The organism is Chitinophaga sp. 05T412 (genome assembly GCF_056396465.1).
Genome location: NZ_JBFTLN010000008.1, coordinates 147,744 through 162,594, shown reverse-complemented (window position 1 = coordinate 162,594; position 14,851 = coordinate 147,744). Strand labels below are relative to the sequence as shown.

General features: G+C 45.8%; 14 protein-coding genes. 1 reads left to right on the top strand and 13 read right to left on the bottom strand.

The features are described 5' to 3' along the window. Window positions 1-29: 29 nt before the first annotated feature. The 11 genes from AC1DFM_RS18805 to AC1DFM_RS18755 form a co-directional block, all read right to left on the bottom strand. Entirely contained in the window at window positions 30-1,067 is a 1,038-nt protein-coding gene (locus AC1DFM_RS18805) for a DUF5007 domain-containing protein (protein ID WP_477078286.1), read from the bottom strand. 6 nt (window positions 1,068-1,073) lie between these two features. Further along, complete coding sequence (locus AC1DFM_RS18800; RefSeq protein WP_477078285.1) at window positions 1,074-2,213, bottom strand: carbohydrate-binding protein; 1,140 nt, start codon at window positions 2,211-2,213, stop codon at window positions 1,074-1,076. Between the two features lie 11 nt (window positions 2,214-2,224). Next, the gene (locus AC1DFM_RS18795; RefSeq protein ID WP_477078284.1) at window positions 2,225-3,709 is read right to left on the bottom strand and encodes a RagB/SusD family nutrient uptake outer membrane protein; all 1,485 of its coding nucleotides are present in this window, start codon (window positions 3,707-3,709) and stop codon (window positions 2,225-2,227) included. 17 nt (window positions 3,710-3,726) lie between these two features. Further along, window positions 3,727-6,726: a SusC/RagA family TonB-linked outer membrane protein gene (locus tag AC1DFM_RS18790; RefSeq protein ID WP_477078283.1), complete on the bottom strand. Its 3,000-nt coding sequence runs from the start codon at window positions 6,724-6,726 to the stop codon at window positions 3,727-3,729. 551 nt (window positions 6,727-7,277) lie between these two features. Beyond that, on the bottom strand, window positions 7,278-8,240 hold the full coding sequence (locus AC1DFM_RS18785; RefSeq protein ID WP_477078282.1) for a polyprenyl synthetase family protein: 963 nt from the start codon (window positions 8,238-8,240) through the stop codon (window positions 7,278-7,280). A gap of 206 nt (window positions 8,241-8,446) precedes the next feature. Beyond that, window positions 8,447-8,896 carry an HvfX family Cu-binding RiPP maturation protein gene (locus AC1DFM_RS18780; RefSeq protein WP_477078281.1) on the bottom strand — a complete coding sequence of 150 codons (450 nt, stop codon included), beginning with the start codon at window positions 8,894-8,896 and terminating at the stop codon, window positions 8,447-8,449. A 3-nt stretch (window positions 8,897-8,899) separates the two neighbouring features. Continuing rightward, window positions 8,900-9,649, bottom strand: coding sequence for an HvfC/BufC N-terminal domain-containing protein (locus tag AC1DFM_RS18775; protein WP_477078280.1), 750 nt, complete (start codon window positions 9,647-9,649; stop codon window positions 8,900-8,902). Further along, window positions 9,633-10,460, bottom strand: coding sequence for an HvfB family MNIO-type RiPP peptide maturase (locus tag AC1DFM_RS18770; RefSeq protein ID WP_477078279.1), 828 nt, complete (start codon window positions 10,458-10,460; stop codon window positions 9,633-9,635). The genes AC1DFM_RS18775 and AC1DFM_RS18770 overlap by 17 nt, the downstream gene beginning before the upstream one ends. A gap of 87 nt (window positions 10,461-10,547) precedes the next feature. Further along, window positions 10,548-10,889: a hypothetical protein gene (locus tag AC1DFM_RS18765; protein ID WP_477078278.1), complete on the bottom strand. Its 342-nt coding sequence runs from the start codon at window positions 10,887-10,889 to the stop codon at window positions 10,548-10,550. 85 nt (window positions 10,890-10,974) lie between these two features. Then, the gene (locus AC1DFM_RS18760) at window positions 10,975-11,244 is read right to left on the bottom strand and encodes a hypothetical protein (protein WP_477078277.1); all 270 of its coding nucleotides are present in this window, start codon (window positions 11,242-11,244) and stop codon (window positions 10,975-10,977) included. A gap of 2 nt (window positions 11,245-11,246) precedes the next feature. Then, the gene (locus tag AC1DFM_RS18755) at window positions 11,247-11,822 is read right to left on the bottom strand and encodes a sigma-70 family RNA polymerase sigma factor (protein ID WP_477078276.1); all 576 of its coding nucleotides are present in this window, start codon (window positions 11,820-11,822) and stop codon (window positions 11,247-11,249) included. A 230-nt stretch (window positions 11,823-12,052) separates the two neighbouring features. Here AC1DFM_RS18755 and AC1DFM_RS18750 point away from each other — a divergent pair, with 230 nt between their 5' ends. After that, complete coding sequence (locus tag AC1DFM_RS18750) at window positions 12,053-12,772, top strand: hypothetical protein (RefSeq protein WP_477078275.1); 720 nt, start codon at window positions 12,053-12,055, stop codon at window positions 12,770-12,772. Between the two features lie 3 nt (window positions 12,773-12,775). Here AC1DFM_RS18750 and AC1DFM_RS18745 read toward each other — a convergent pair whose 3' ends face one another. After that, entirely contained in the window at window positions 12,776-13,639 is an 864-nt protein-coding gene (locus tag AC1DFM_RS18745) for a hypothetical protein (RefSeq protein ID WP_477078274.1), read from the bottom strand. Window positions 13,640-13,821: 182 nt separating this feature from the next. Next, window positions 13,822-14,805 carry a LuxE/PaaK family acyltransferase gene (locus AC1DFM_RS18740; protein WP_477078273.1) on the bottom strand — a complete coding sequence of 328 codons (984 nt, stop codon included), beginning with the start codon at window positions 14,803-14,805 and terminating at the stop codon, window positions 13,822-13,824. Window positions 14,806-14,851 lie beyond the last annotated feature (46 nt).

Genomic DNA, 14,851 nt, shown 5'->3' with positions numbered 1-14,851 from the left:
ACAAAATTTTTAATGTTTTCAGAATCGGGTTAGTCGTTGGCAAACTTGGGACTCACTTTAAACTTGAAGATCACTTCCCAGCTGCCTGGCTCGAAAATGGCGAGTTGTAGCCCTAATGCGGCCTGTGTACGCTCCCCATATGATACCCGCTCGTAAAGAAATCCAATACTGGCATTTTCACTGATCCCTACATCCGCCAGCACCGGGAAAGGATTGGTAATATCCCAGGTTACTACAGTGCTATCGTTCGTCATTTTGCGGTTAAAGGCAAATGGCACCATTTCCTGTATCGTATTACTCCAGTAAGTCAAACTATCCCATTTGGTGATATTGAAGACGGGCAAGCGGATTGGGACTGAATCTGCATCAAAAAATTTCATAGAAAGCGTATTCTTGTCGGTACCTGTTTTCCGGAAATACACGGTTACATTTTCTACCGGGATGCTATTATTCAGTTTATCCTTTACGCCGATCATTACCGTAGGATGCAGGATACCGCCCTTATCCAGCGGTTTCCGTAACCCGGTGAAATCATCGAATTCATAAGGCTCATATGGCCGCGGACGGGCAAGCTGCAGCTTCCTTTTCTGAAAAGTTTTTTGTCCGCCGTTGTTCTTCACAAAAATGTCGAAGGTGTAAGTCCCTGGTTTTATTTTCGAAGTATCTGTTGTCCAGAAAATCAGGTCCCCGGAATTGGGGCGGATATCCAACAGCGGCCTTTTTGTCTGGAAGCGCTTCGCGTTAATCTCTTCCACGCTTTTCTCTTTACCACTGTAGTATTCCTTCCATTGCCACGTATTCACTTCTTCTCTTAGCCCTGGCACCGGCATCCCATTTTTATCTGCGATATTCTGGAGTTCAAACGTGAGTGGCTGGGTGGAATAATCAGGATTAAATTTGCCGTAGAACACGTTGGTGCGGCCGAAATTAGCGGCATAGAAATCACCATCGAAACTGGCATTATTGCTGAAGTGTTCCTTCTCCTTCGGCACCAGACTTTTATAACAACTGCTGACTAGTAAGGTGAGCAGGGCCATTAAAGCATATTTATATATTTGCGGATACATGGCTGTTTAATTTATTTTAGTGAGAATAACACGATGCAAATTCAGGTTGGCCTTCTTGATCATCACTTTCATCAGGTGTTTACCTGCGGGCAAGGTGGCAGTGCCAATGGCGCTTTTCCAGCTTTGCCAGCCACCGGTGCCGGGGATAGCAATTTCATCAGATACCTTCACGTCATCTATCATCAGGTAAATAATACCACCGCCATTGCCGGCAATCCGCAGCTCCACCTTATATTGTCCGGCTTCTTTAATATTCACGGTATACCTTACCCAATCACCATCGCTGGTCCACCCGATATTGTAGGCGCCACCCGGACTCGTTTGTGTATCGCCGTCTGAGCAGTTTTCAGTACCGGGAGCATCCGGCCGGTAAGCATGGTTACCACCACCATTGTTGTAATGAAAGGCTACGTTGGCAGGACCTTCGTCGTAGTCGGCGGCATTAATGATACCGGGTATCTCCAGTGGATAGCCGAGATAAGGGCCCTGAATAGGTTCCAGCGACTTAGGATAAGCCTTGCCCACAAAAGAAGTAAAACCGAATATGTGCCGGGTTTCGAGAATATGCATCAGGCCATTTTTGGTTTTGATATCCACATTCTGTGTGAGGGCCGTAGACCAGTCTTTGATAAACCGGGAGCCGTTTCTATCACTGAACTTCACTACTTCCGTACCACCGCCTACGGCGCCGGAAGCATTGGTACCACTCATTTTCCCATTCATGCCATGTTCGTACAAAGACACGAGGTCAACGCCATCTGCATACCGCAGCGAGTCAGCATCTACAATACCAGGTAAAATATACCGGCGCAACAAGCTATCCCATACCACCAATGGAATGCTGTCCATCGTCCAGTTACCGGGATCGCCTAAACGAATCCGCGCAATATTGACATTCCGCATCGCGGTGGCTATACTATTGTCCTGCGGTATAAAAAAAGTGACTTTTTCATTTTTTAAGAGGTCTGTGAGATGTACTTTATCAATGATCCATATCAATGAATCATATAAGGTACCCTGTTGTTTGAGGAAGTCGTAAGTGCTTACGCCCACATCAGATACCGGCTTCGCATGGCGATACTCCTGCATCCCTTTTTTGCAGGCAAAACAGGCGGTGATGGTCAGCAGTAATAAAATCTTTTTCATGGCAGTGAAGATTATTTCCAGAAATTATTTTGTGTAAGCGCCGGATTATTAGATAACGCGTCCTGCGACAAGGGCCAGTAAGCAGCGCCTTTATCTACATCCGCGGATGTTAGTGGGGTGTATTGAGGAATACGTTTGAAATGCATCAGATCATACCAATACCATCCTTCTCCCATCAGTTCCCGGCGACGTTCCAGCAAAATGGCGTCCAGCAGGGCTTCTCCACTCAAGGTGGCATTTACATTTTTGAGGGACCTGGTGCCACGGATACGGTTCAGATCTTTCTGCGCTTCGGCGGTCATGCCCAAACGGGCTTTGGCTTCTGCCCGCAGCAGGTATAATTCTTCATAGCGGAACACAATAATGCAGGAGGAATACATTTTCAATACCGGATTCGTGACACTGGTATTGATTTGCTTCACTTTAAAAAACATGGGATAAGTATCATCCAGTTTGGTGAAGAAATAAGTGGGCCGCTGCTCATGGGGTTCGTTATAAATTTTCAGGATAGTATCCCGCGGAACGTATATCTCAGACTCACGCTTAGGGATATACGGATCACGCAGGGTCCAGTCTTCCAGCTGACCAGTAGATGAAATTTCCGCATGGTCAAAGTTCATATCTACCTGAAAAATATTACAGTCGTAACGGCCACGGAAAGCGCCGTCCAACCTACTCAGGTCGTTTACACTCACAAAGTTATAGCCACTGTTGGAAGTGGTATTTACCACCATGTCTGCGTACTCCAGCGCTTTGCTGTAGTTGCCCTGCCAGGTGTAAATATGCGCCAGCAGCGTATATACCATTCCCTTGGTGATGGTGATCGACTTATGATGCGATTCTCCCTGACCACGGTATTCTCCCTGTTGTTCAGGCGATTTCCCATCATATCTCCAGGGTAATCCATCAATACAGGTTTTGGCTTCGGCAGCGGCAAAGTCCAATACTTTTTCCCATTTTTCTCTTGCAATTGTTTTGGGCGTACCATCAGCTGCTTTGGTGACCAGTGGCACATCTCCCCAGATCCTTACGATATAGTAATAGAGAAAAGCACGGATATAGATCGCTTGTGAGATATCCAGTTTCAGGTCGTTTTGCGAATACCGGTAATCTGTTTTAGTAACCTGTGGTAATTTGGCGATGGTAAGATTGCATTGGGCAATAGCTGCATAAAATCTACGCCAGTCGCGCCATTGCGCCATGGTGGAGAAAGTGGCGTTCAGGTTACTTTCCACCACTGCTTTCAGGTCGCCTCTTTTGGAAGACTGAAAATCGCCCGCCCGCAATTCGCCATATACCCAGTGGGCATTTTCATTACACATAGCAGCCCGCATCAAGGCATAACAGGCCGATAATCCTGCACGGGCATCGCTCTTTGTCTGCCACATATTTTCTTCTGATAGTGCCCTATGGGCTGGCACATCCAACATCTTTTTGCAGGACAGCATACCTACCGCCAGGCATAGTAATATCCTGGCAACCGTCATATTTTTCATACTCAAGTTTTTTAACATCAGAATTGAAAATTGAAGCCCAATGTGAAAGTGCGCGGAGCTGCCCAGTTGTAGTAACCTTCGTCATAGCCGAAGTAGTTAACGGCTTCCGGATCACCTCCCTTGTACCTGGTCCAGGTGAGCAGGTTGTTACCTGTGGCATATATCCGCAAATGATCTACACCGGATCTTTTCATCCATGGCGTATGCAGGTTGTAGGCCAGCGTTACAGCACGCAGCTTCACGTAAGAGCCATCCTCCAGGAACAAGGTTTGATTGGGCTGATAAGCGTATACGGCGCTCCAGGGATTGTAGGCAGGAATTTTACTATAATCACCTGGTACTTTAGACCACCAGCTGATTTCTTTGATAGCTTTCGGATCATCTATCCCCTCCCTGTTGGCAAAATCAAAACGGTCTGCCAATACCTGATTGATCACCTTACGGCCAAAGGCATAGTTCAGCAATATGTTCAACTCCCACTCGTCATAATGAAAGGTATTGGTGAATCCACCTTGCGCCGCCGCTACCATGCGTCCTTTCATCACCCGGTCTTTGTCGTTGATATCAAAGTTGCCGTCCATGTCTTTCCATTTAGGATCACCTTTTTGCAGCGGCACGCCCAGGTAGGATAACTTTTTACCGGTAGCAGGATTCACAGGTACTTCTGCATCGGAATTATAAATACCTTCATTGATCAGCAACCAGTAACGATCTACCGGCTTACCCACCAGGAAGCGGCGGTTACTGATCACCAGGTCGGTCAGGCCATCTGGTAACGCTATCAGTTTATTCTGATTCGTGTATACATTGATACCAGTACTCCATTGGAACTTCTTATTTCTGATCACATCTGCCTCAATGGATAATTCATAGCCATAGTTGCGGATATCCATGCCGTTCTTTACAATACCATTAAAGCCTTCTTCTTCTATGGTAGGGATTTTCAGCACCAGGTTTTTATCTGTTTTAGAATACACATCCAGCGAAGCCCGCACCCGGTCGTGAAATAAACCAATGTCAATACCTCCGTTTAACTGCTCCACTACCGGCCAGGAAATACCGGGTGTAATGTAACCGGTAGTATAGGCCGCGTTAATAGCCGGAAAAGCGTTGTAGGTGGACATATTAGGCACCCCATTCCAACCCGCATCTACATTATAAATGGCGCCGGATTTATACAATTCATCCATCATCAGGCGTCCAACGCGGCCCCAACTGGCACGTACGTTCAGGTTGCTCAGCCAGTCGATGCCGCTGGCAAATTTTTCATTGGTCACCTTCCACGAAGCAGATACCGTAGGCGATACCAGCCAGCGATTCTCGGCGCCGAGATAAGAAGTACCATCTCTTCTTACATATAGCGTGACAAAATATTTCCCGTCATAGTTGTAGCCTACATTCGTATAAAAAGAAGCCAGCCGCGATTGCGTGAAATCTTTCGTGTTAAACATCAGCCGGAAGTTGCCGAAGCGACCAGGCTTATTGTTATCATCTCCCGGCTGGTATATCTTCACAAAATCACTGGAGCCTTTGTAGGCACGACCATAATCATAACGCCATTTATCCCACTGGCTATATTGCCCCAGGCTGATGTCCAGGTGATGCTTGCCGGAAAAAGTATTTTCATAATGCAGCGAGTTATCGAGGACCAGTCGTTTATTCAACCCATCAAAATTGGAGACATAACTATTCCCCTCGCCCAATGCAGTCGGCACAAAAAAGTCGCGGAAATTTTGCCCATAGTCAATGGCAAAACGGGTGTTCCAGGAGAAGTGCGACAAAAAGCTATACTTCACATTCGCAATGATGCGGGCAGAATTATTTTTGTTGCGGTTAATGGTATTATCCAGGTCTGCGTAATATTGCTGGAGATAGGATTTATTGGGAGATGGAGGCGCGTCATAGCTAAACAAGTAATCTTCATCACCTGCGCGGTCGCGGATAAACTCATTGCGCTTGCGGTTCAGGTTGGCGATCGCCACGTAAGTGCTGAATACCAGATTCCGCACGGGTTGAATATTAATCCCAAAATTAACATCATAGCGCCGGATACCGGTTTTGTCGTATACGCCCTGTTGAGACATTTGCCCTATGCTAAACCGGAAATTGGCATAAGGAGTACCACCACTTACGGCCGCTTGTATACCATCTGTGAAGCCATTCCTTACGTACAAATCATCCCAGTTGGCGGGCCCGAAATACCGCGCCTGTGAAGAATCTGCGAGGTAACGGGGAAAGTTGCGCCATTGCGTTTCATCTGCATACTTTTGATAAAATGGTAAACGGAAATCGCTTTCATATTTTCCATTCACCGCATCCACCGGGGGGCGTAGTGATAGTCCTGCATAAGCATTGACAGATACCTTCATAGGACCCACACGGGGTGCTTTGGTAACAATGTTGATAACGCCGTTCGCCGCATTGGGACCATATTTGGCGCTGGCCGCGAAATCTTTTAATACTTCTATGCTTTCAATATCATTGACATCCAGAAACGATAATAAATTGGTTTCTGTTCCCATCCGGTTAAAATCAAAACGTTGAATATCGTAGGCGAAAGCATGATCCAGGATCAGCGGCACCCCATCTACTACATAGGTTGGTTGTGCATAGAAAATGTCGCGGTTACTTAATAACAGAGAAGAAGTACCGCGAATAAATACGCTGTTTCGCTTCCCCGGTTCAGCGGAAGGGGTTCGTACATCCACTCCCGTTACCCTGCCTATCAGCATCTGGTCAATGCTGGTGTAGGGCATTTTCTTTACTTCCATCATGTTTACGGAAGACACCGCGCCATTGGGGCTGGTTTTAAAAAAGAGTTCATTGTTGGGAATATATCCCATCGTGTCTCTTTTGGAAGAAGATACTTTGGAAAAGGCCAGTGAGTCGGCGTTTACGGCGACGGTATCTTTTTCTTTTTTATACAGCGTACTCTGTGCCTGTGTATTGGCCGCGACCAGGCACACCGCTGCAAAAAGATACATCCCGCGATGCAGGATCAGGTAAATGTGTTTCATACATGCAATATTTAGGCATGAAAATCCCATGKCGTAAAGCAGCTTTACACCAGCAGTAGTGTTGTTTTCGACATATACAGGCATAGCATGCCCTGCTCCCGTCAGGGAGTATGTCATTTACAGTTAGACAGAGATAGTTAGGGTTAAAGCAGCACAATATATTATCAGGCCCATGGTGGTATACCACATGCGCATAACATTATTAACTTGTAAACTGCGAAAACGTAACGTATCAGCGGCTTTTAGGGGCAGCGCGCTTCCCTCACGGGTTGCAATGAACGATGAGTCATGGAACAAAAGATTAACGTGAAATTTTTAAACGATCTGGAACTTCTTTGGTTTTCAATAATTGCCAATACCGACAAACAGCGGGGAAGCTACAAGAAACACGGGTTCACACTGTTTATTAGTACTATCAATGCTCTTTAAATTCTGGTTGTTTATTTAACGCTACACGCCAAATGTAATTAGCTAAATGGATTTTTCATAGTTTTTTGCAAAAAATTTTTCAAAAAATAAATTCGCAAAAAAATAAACGAGGGAGCGACGGATCAATATGCACGATCGGTAGTATACCGTACTAATTCTTCCAATGCCGCACGAACAGGAGAAGCAGGGAATGTATATAACAAAGCGAATGCTTCATCCCGGTAAGCCATCATTTTTTCAGCGGCGTATTGTAAGCCGCCTGATTGGTTAACTATGTTGACTACAAAGTTTACCTGGTCTTTATCTGTATGCTGATGCCTGACAATATGGAGTATCTTTTTCTTCAGTACAGGGTCGGCGTGTTTTACCGTGTAAATCAGCGGCAGGGTTACCTTCTTTTCCTTGATATCATTCCCGGTAGGTTTGCCAATATCGGCTGTACCATAGTCAAACAGGTCATCTTTTAGCTGAAAAGCCATGCCTACCTTTTGGCCGAAGTTGTAAAGCRTTTGCACTACTGCCGGATCGGTAGTGGTGGAAGATGCCCCCGCTGCACAGGCGGCAGCCAGGAACGAAGCGGTTTTAGCATTGATGAGGTCAAAATAATCCGATTCCTCAAAGCTTAGTTTATTCGCTTTGGTCATCTGCAATAATTCTCCTTCTATCATTTGCTGGATAGCATCGGAATAAATTTTCAGCAGGCCTGGGTCGTTGTTATCCAGCGCCAGTAATACCCCTTTGGTAAATAGCTGGTCACCCACCATCACGGATACACGATTTTTCCACAGGGCATTCACCGAAAAGGCGCCACGACGCTTCATGGCATCATCTACCATGTCGTCATGCACCAGGGAAGCGGTATGCAATATTTCCACCAGCAGGGCAGCCCGATAACTGCCATCATTGATGCTGCCACATAACCGCGCGCACAGCAACACAAACATGGGCCGCATCTGTTTGCCCTTATGGGCAACAATATCGGCCATGATCCTGTTCAGCAATGCTACATCGCTTTGCATGGCTTGATTGAAAATTTCCTCAAACTGCTGTAATTCGCTACCTATCGTTTCCCTGGCTAACTGCATCGTAAATGATCACTATGAATGGGGCCGAAATTACTACATCTGTATGAAAATCCCTTGGATGCTATTTTATATCTACATCAAAACTGCTGTAAACGCCGCTCTTGTCTTCTTCAGCACCATATATTACCTACCGGGGGATTATCATGAAAAGATAACAAAAGAGCTACAGTGGCGCTCACAGGGAACAATTAAACGTTGGGGGCTCTCTAAAATGGTCTCCTGTTCGATTTTATTTTCCTTTCCAGGAAAAAATCAACGCCTATACGACCGCCACCAAATATGAACAGGGTAAACAACATCACGATATAATAAAGCGGAATTTCGAAACCATTGTCTCCGGCGGCAAAGCCATTCTGCCAGTGTACGGTGGCAATGGCAACGCCCATACTGAAAATAAGCGGCGGGGTAATATAACGAACAAACAATCCAAGGGTTAACAATATCACGCCGGCTACCTCCGTAATCCCCACCAGGTATGCACTGACATATGGAAAGGGAATATGCAACTGCGCAAACCAATCGCCAATACCATGAATATCACTCCATTTCATTTTTGCCGGCAAATAAAAACCATATGCCAATACCAACCGCATCAACAGCAGTGGCAGGTCTTTCAGGGCCGACAAGCGGCGGGCAAAAACAGCGTAGGTGCGCATATGTTATAGTTGAAATCCTAATACAAAATGTTGCTGTTGCATCTGTCTCAAAAAATTCAACGTATCCTGTTCCAGTGTATCCGTATCTGTTATATGAAGCTGTGGCGCATATTCCAGTATATCCTTTACCGTTATCCCCAATACCAGCTGCTCCGTTAAAAATGCCAGCCATGGCGACAAGTCCGTAAACTCCACATTCCCTGTATCCGGATGCCGGTACAACAGCACAAAGTAAATGCCCTTGTTCGCCAACAACGCCTTCGGCGTTGCCATCAGATGAACCGGATAGCTAAACGACAACAACCGGTGCTCCGGATTGAGTACCAGCGGTGTTTCCAGCCAATCACCCGCAAGGGTATACGATTCTGCAGGGACATCTTCCATGTTGTATACCTCCATTTCCGCCCATTCAAAGGCCAGCAGATCATTGAGGTATGGCAGCTCATAGGCCTCTTCCCAGTTATGCTCCACGGCGTAGGTATAAAATTCCAGCGGCAGCTTCCACACCTGGTACGACTGGCAGGCATGATGCGCAAAGAAATCTTTCACCATCCCCTTCCATTTCCGCGCAGGAATATTATTAAACGCAATAGGAAAGGCGTTTTCCATGGTATCGTTGATCATATTGAATACCAGGCGGCGATAATGTTTCAGCCGGTCCGGCGCTACGCCGGGCAACTTCACTTTTTCCCCTGTTCTGCAATAAGCGGAAAAAGTTTGTTGTATATGATAGGTGTCAGGCAACAAGTTCATTTTTCAATTTCCATTGTTTGTGACAAATACTTTTCAATCTCGATAATTCTCCCTGCAATTCCGCCATCTCCGGTATGTTAAAGTCCCGCTCCAGCAATACCGGCACCGGCTGCAAGTGCTGCAGCGTCCACTCAAACAGGTCATACACCGGGTCTATAATAGGCTCTCCATGTGTATCTATGATCAGGTCCGGTGCTACCTGTTCATGACCGGCCATATGGATATAAGCCACTTTCTCCAGCGGCAGCTGGGTAATAAATGCTTTTGCATCATACTGATGATTGAAAGCATTGACATAAATATTATTTACATCCAGCAACAACTGGCAGCCAGACTGTTTCACTACTTCTTTAATAAAATCTACTTCGCTCATTTCCGCCGCCACAGGTGTGTAGTAAGACACAATCTCCATCACCAGTGGTCGTTGCAGATAATCCTGTACCTGCTGTATCCGGGAAGCAATATGTTTTACCGCATCCATCCGGAAAGGAATGGGCAGCAGATCATACATATGTGCATTATCACATTTGGAATAACTGAGGTGTTCTGAATATAACTGTACTTTATATTCATTCAGGAAGGCTTTGACGTACTGCAAAAATTCCTTGTTCAGTGCTTCGGGGCTGCCGATCGACAATGAAAGACCGTGGCACAGGACCGGATATTTTTCTACCACCCGGTGTAATACCTTCTTCCAGTAACCGCCAATGTTCATCCAGTTTTCAGGCGCAAACTCAATAAAATCAGGCCTGATATGTTCGCCGCTGATCAGTTCTTCGGCAAATTCTCTGCGAAAACCTACACCTACCATGATCGTAATATTTAATTGGCAAGGAAATAAAAATAGTGAAAGGCCGGCCGTTGCGTACCATACCGGCCCTTGCAACTATTTACATCTTTATTGACCAGATTTGGTAGAGTCAGTGCCTTTCTTGGCGCCTTTCTTTCCGCCTTTTTTATTACCACATTTACCTTCTCCACATTTACCCTGACCACATTTACCTTCTTTGGATTTACCGGCAGAAGCGCTGTCTTTTTTCGCGCCACAAGCCAGTTCCATAGTATTAGCAGCTGTGCTGGCAGTGCCAGTCAACGCATTTCTTACTGCAGCACCTGAACCAAGGTTAGTATAACTAACTGGTTTTGCAGATACCTGAAGGGAAGCTAAACCCAGTATAGCACTAGCTACGAGAGATCCGGAAAACAATACTTTTTTGCTGATTGAATTGTTGTTTTTCATTTTTTGACGATTTAAAAACGAAGTGAAAAATTGATATGTTTGATTGTATAGACGTGGTGATTAAAAAATCCTTACAGGTACTTCCTTATTTTTTCTTGTTTTCCGCAATCAGCTTTTCCCATTTTTCTTTGAGAGATGGGTCAGGTAATAAGTCTGTTTGCGCTACAAATCCATCCAGGTGTGTATCTATGATCTTGCTTTGTTGGGCATACCGCCTGCAGTAAACACAAAGCAGCAGATGTATTTTCATGCCCATCCTTTGCCAGAAAGAAAGCGCCGAATGCTGCAGCTCTTTTTCTACCATGAGTGTCACCTCTTTACAGCAGGGCATCCAGCTATGTTTTTGTGTTGCCATTATCAATTACTAAACCAGTTTTTTTCGAGACAACTTCTCAGTTGCAGTTTTGCGCGGTGAATAATCACCCAGTAGTTAGACGCAGTAATTGATAATTCCTTACAGATGTCGGTAGATTCTTTTTCTTCGAGATACTTCAGATTAAACACTTTTTTACCGATTTCGTTCAACTTGTTCATGCAGGCGCGCAGAATGCTGTAAAAATCGGTTTGCTCCTGTTTGCTATTAATGTCTGCTATCCAGGCTTTGGGGGCCATTTCTTTGCGCCAATGTCCCTTTTCATTAAAAAATAAATGATGCGGATCACTATCGCCGGTTTTCTCTTCATTGATGCTGATCGTGACAGCTGTTTTGCCGGAGGCCCGGAAGTGGTCTATAATCTTATGCTTCAGGATAGTCATCAACCAGGTTTTCTCGCTGCTTTCGCCCCGGAACTGCGCTACTGCCTGTAATGCGCTGAGAAAAGTATCTTGTACAAGGTCTTGTGCCAGTCCGCTATCTGATACCCTGATCACTGCAAATTTATACAGGTCATCTGCATATAACTTTACCCATTCAGCGGGATTACAGGTTGTCATTGATAGTACTCTTAAGTTTAACGCTGCTTTCATCATATACCTATTTTGCGTATCTGCTGTAGAAAGCTTACGGAAATTTAGTTGTTTTAGTTTTCTCTCTGCCCCAAAAAAATGTTAAAGACGGATAACCGGGGTTAAGGAATGGTAAATGGCGCAGCGAGTTGGCTAGTATTCGCCATTTTGTACTATTTTTGGCCCGTACCCAATGAGATATGAAATAAATTCGGCCAATGAAAAATGAAATGTCGCCTGTAACATCCGTATACTTTGTTACTTTATTAAAGGCATATTTACGTGGGACTAAAACAAGACAAGAGGTAATAGCCGAGCTACAGGGTGTTACCCCGATGCAGGATAAGGAAGAAGATACAAACACCGAAGTGAGCAGGCTGTTGTTAAGAACTGCCGGCGAATTAAACGAAAACTATTACCAGGACATCGTAGCTGCTATTTCTAACGCTGGCGATACTACGCCCAGCCGGGAAGGAGTGATTCATCAGCTGGAAGCCATGCTGACAGGTTATATCACATCCCAGCAACTGCTTCAATGGGCCACCTGGCACAATGAACCGGATACGGAAGACGGTGTCAGCTTCTTCAACGACATTGCTGTAGACTACTTCTGTACACAACTGCTGCCTGCTTCTTTTGAAGAATTAACACTCATGCAATATAAACAGGCCCTGAAAATTTTCCAGTCAGGTACGCATAACAGCCTGAAAGATAAAGTAGCGCTGGTGCTCCTGTCAGAAAAAGAAAGACAACGATTCCTCTTTTATCTGGGCGATTACATCCAGGGACATACTTCTCCGGAACAACTGGACGTATACCTGCTCCATAAATTCGGCATGGACCATCATTCATTCCCGTATATGTCATCCCTGTCCACTATCATGCACGAACCGGGTAAACTGCCTGCATTACTGCATATGGCCGCTATGGACGAATAAATACTATCGGATAATATCCGCTACCCGCACCACACGGTTCTCTCCACTCACAATATCAGTGGTATAGGTAATGATCTTGTCGCCGTTACTATACGCCAGCTCCATTTCCAGCGGCATGGCCACCGGTGGATAACTACCAGCTACCAACATCGAGGCTATCTGATCTTTATAATACTCCGGCATAAAAGCATAACCGGGGAAAAGGGTTTGGGGCTGCAAAGGCACCCACACCTGTGCACTCACCAAAGTACGACTGCTAACATGCACCCTGCCGGAGTCAGTAACGGTATTATTAGCCACATATGCTTCGCAAGCCACACCAGCAATCACTTTCTGCTCGCCTGTTTTCACCAGCTGATTCAAATAATCCGTTTCACCGGGATAAACCGGCGCTATGGTGGTCAGGTCCAGCTTTTCTTTGGTGCCGCTGCCGGTTTGATGAATAGCGGTCACACTCAGCTGCGACCCTTTCGCAAAATCGGCGTAAAACTGGTAACGCGCGCCGTTCTCTTTACTCAATAAATGAATGGCCATGCGCGGCGCTGCACTGCTATAATAAATCACGGCCTGCTCTCCCCTGTTCATCACCAGCTGATTTCCCTGCCAGGCTTCCATTTCCTGGTATACCGCCACATCAAATTCAAATAGGGAATCTATCATTACCTGCTCGTCTCCGCCTATAATCAGCGAAGGATGCTCGCTGGCGGGCTTCACATAGCTGGCCTCATAAGGCCCTTCGGCTAAAAGCGTATCCGTTTTGGAAGTAGTGAGATGCCGGACTTTGTCCGTCATTTTTCTGAGGAACTGCGCATGTATAACAGTGGAGCATAGGATCAGCCACCCGAGCAGGAACACCCGCTTATTCATAGGAATAGATTTATCCCTCCAATATACATTAAATAATTTCAATATATCAAAAAAGCAGAAAGCAAAAGCTATTGTAGCGAGTGATTATTGCGAATATCCGCTCTCGTCACTCGCTACAATAGCTTTTTGCTTTTTGCTTTTTGCTTTTTGCTTTCTGCTTTCTGCTTTCTGCTTCTTTTAAACTAACTCACCATCAGACTACAACCCCGCAATGCAGAGTTATCCAGCCGGCCCAATATTTCAAAACGGCCATCCGCATGCATTCGTCCGATATCTTCTGTGGCAATGAACGCACAGGAATAGATATTGGCAAGGTCAATTACATTGATCACACCTGCGCCCTTGCTGGCCGAGATCTGGAACGGATCGTTTTCATCGCGCAGCAATACCTTCATCCATGGGGGTGTTTCAAACAACCCGTCACCTTTGGAATAAGCCTGCGACAACAACTCCGTCATACCATATTCGGCATGAATAACGGCAGCGCCTAATCGTTCTTTCAGGAACTGATGTACTTCCTGCCGGGTCCATTCTTCCCGGCGCCCCTTCATACCACCGGTTTCCATGACAATGGTGTTGCGCAATTGCAGCGTATATTGCTCGGCAAAATCGAGCAAACCAAAGGTCACCCCTATCAGCAACACCTTCTGCCCACGGGCTTCCAATGCCTGCAAATGCTGAGATAACTTATCATGCTCATACAGGTAAAAGCCACTTTCGGCGTGGCCACTACGTTCCACCATTTCCTGCACCATGCGCACCAAAGAGGAATGCTGCCGCTCCAGGTAGGAAGGCAACAGCCCCAGGATCACATAATCACTCACCGGTCCATAAAACTGCTCAAAAGCCGTCATAAAGCTCCGGGTATAGATAGCGGCGTCCTTTACCAGATGACGGCTGTTCACCGTTTGGGTGGTACCACTGCTCTCAAATAGCAATTCCGGCTCAAAATGACCGGCTACTACCGTGTGGGATTTAAAAAATTGTATAGGCAGATAGGGAATTTCGTAGATGCTTTTCACCGAAGCGGGCGACTTATGCAGCGCGTTCACATACGCCCTGTACAGGTCATTTTCCTGGTATTGATACCGGAAAACCTCAAGGGCAGCTGCTTCCAGCCCACTTTCCTGCAATGAAAAAATATATTCCGGAGATACCGCGGTCATGTAAATCTTTCTTTAAAATCGTACAAAGTTAGGGAGAAGAATAAAT

Coding starts and splice junctions, on each gene's coding strand:
- AC1DFM_RS18805 (WP_477078286.1), bottom strand. CDS start 1,067: ATGTATCCGCAAATATATAAATATGCTTTAATGGCCCTGCTCACCTTA.
- AC1DFM_RS18800 (WP_477078285.1), bottom strand. CDS start 2,213: ATGAAAAAGATTTTATTACTGCTGACCATCACCGCCTGTTTTGCCTGC.
- AC1DFM_RS18795 (WP_477078284.1), bottom strand. CDS start 3,709: ATGAAAAATATGACGGTTGCCAGGATATTACTATGCCTGGCGGTAGGT.
- AC1DFM_RS18790 (WP_477078283.1), bottom strand. CDS start 6,726: ATGAAACACATTTACCTGATCCTGCATCGCGGGATGTATCTTTTTGCA.
- AC1DFM_RS18780 (WP_477078281.1), bottom strand. CDS start 8,896: ATGCGCACCTACGCTGTTTTTGCCCGCCGCTTGTCGGCCCTGAAAGAC.
- AC1DFM_RS18775 (WP_477078280.1), bottom strand. CDS start 9,649: ATGAACTTGTTGCCTGACACCTATCATATACAACAAACTTTTTCCGCT.
- AC1DFM_RS18770 (WP_477078279.1), bottom strand. CDS start 10,460: ATGGTAGGTGTAGGTTTTCGCAGAGAATTTGCCGAAGAACTGATCAGC.
- AC1DFM_RS18765 (WP_477078278.1), bottom strand. CDS start 10,889: ATGAAAAACAACAATTCAATCAGCAAAAAAGTATTGTTTTCCGGATCT.
- AC1DFM_RS18760 (WP_477078277.1), bottom strand. CDS start 11,244: ATGGCAACACAAAAACATAGCTGGATGCCCTGCTGTAAAGAGGTGACA.
- AC1DFM_RS18755 (WP_477078276.1), bottom strand. CDS start 11,822: ATGACAACCTGTAATCCCGCTGAATGGGTAAAGTTATATGCAGATGAC.
- AC1DFM_RS18750 (WP_477078275.1), top strand. CDS start 12,053: ATGAAAAATGAAATGTCGCCTGTAACATCCGTATACTTTGTTACTTTA.
- AC1DFM_RS18745 (WP_477078274.1), bottom strand. CDS start 13,639: ATGAATAAGCGGGTGTTCCTGCTCGGGTGGCTGATCCTATGCTCCACT.
- AC1DFM_RS18740 (WP_477078273.1), bottom strand. CDS start 14,805: ATGACCGCGGTATCTCCGGAATATATTTTTTCATTGCAGGAAAGTGGG.